Origin of the sequence: Actinomadura sp. KC216 (assembly GCF_004348535.1) — a bacterium.
Classification (GTDB): Bacteria; Actinomycetota; Actinomycetes; order Streptosporangiales; family Streptosporangiaceae; genus Spirillospora.
This window is the reverse complement of the sequence record NZ_SMJX01000633.1, coordinates 1-1,321: the sequence shown is the minus strand read 5'-3', so window position 1 is coordinate 1,321 and position 1,321 is coordinate 1. Positions and strand designations below refer to the sequence as shown.

Genomic DNA, 1,321 nt, shown 5'->3' with positions numbered 1-1,321 from the left:
AGAGGACGGAGAGTTCGATGGGGGTGGGCTTCTCGTGTTCCAGGCCGCGGAGGCCGGCGCCGCCGGTGGAGCCCTGGACGAAGAGGCGGGTGCCGGTGGGGAGGAGCTTGGTGGAGCGGGCGTGGGCGTGGCCGGAGAGGATGAGGGGGGTCAGGCCGGAGAAGGCTTCGCCTTCGTTCGGGTCGTGGACGACGGCGAGGTCCGGTGTGGTGCCCGAGGCGCGGAGTTTCTCTGCGAGGAGGGCGCCCTCGGCGCGCATCTGGTCGGCGCCGACGAAGTCGTCGCGGGTGCTCTTGTCGGGGGTGAAGCGGGGGTCGCCGACACCGTAGATGCGCAGGCCCTTGACCTCGTGGGTGGCGTCGTCCAGGACGATGGCGTTCTTCTCGCGGGCGACGGCCCGCTGGGTGTCCATGGAGTCGTGGTTTCCGCGGACGTAGACGTACGGGACCTTCAGGTCGGATATCTCGTCGGCGAACTTGTTCTCTGCCTTGCTGCCGTGGTCCATGAGGTCGCCGCTGTCGACGATGAGGTCGACCTTGAACTGGGTGGTGACGGACTTTACAACGTTCCACGCAGCGGGGTTGAGGTGGATGTCAGAGACGTGCAGGACGCGGATCGTGGACGGGTCCGGCTCGTAGGTCGGGAGGGTGGAGGTGGTCGCGTACAGCTCGGAGACGTTGCCGACGAGGCGGGCGAGCTGGGCGCGGTAGGCGGAGAAGCGTTCGACGAGGCTGCGGGTGTCGCCGACGATCTGGGGCGCGTTGGCGAGGAGGCCGGTGTAGCGGGGCTCTGCGATCGAGTGCGGGTTGAACGTCGCCCAGGTGAGGAGGGTGATGGCGACGAGGCCGACGGCGGCGGACGCGAGGCCGAGGAGGGCGCGGCGCAGGGAGCGGAACAGGACGAGGCCCGCGGCGAAGCCGGCGAGGAGGGCGAGGACGGCGGCGCGGATGAGGAGCTGTTTCACGCCGCCGGCGATCTGGTCGGTGATCTGGTCGGTGAGCCGCTCGATCTCGGCGTCGTTCTGGATCAGGCGCTGCGCCTGTTCGGGACGGACGTCGGTGAGGCTCGCCTCAAGGGCTACCGGGCCCCAGTGCGTGTCGAGCTGGAGGGAGCCGAGCGGGGGCAGTTCCAGGGTCGTCCCGCCGTGGAGGGACGGGTGGAGGGACAGTTCCACGTCGGCGGGGCCGACCGGGGTGACGTAGCGTCCGCCGAGGAGGAGGCCTGCGTAGGAGGCTGTCAGGCCGATGGCGAAGACGAGGAAAAGGCGCGTCCAGCGGCTGGTGACGACGGGGCGGGTGCGGCGGATGGCGGGGGCGCAGAA

The 1,321-nt window shown here is 70.1% G+C and carries 1 protein-coding gene; it reads right to left on the bottom strand.

Annotation, left to right across the window (positions count from 1 at the left end; translation table 11 throughout):
* Nucleotides 1-1,240, bottom strand: a 1,240-nt coding sequence (locus E1264_RS42665) for a metallophosphoesterase (protein ID WP_243711521.1), incomplete at its 3' end; no start/stop codon positions are given.
* Between the last annotated feature and the right edge of the window lie 81 nt (nucleotides 1,241-1,321).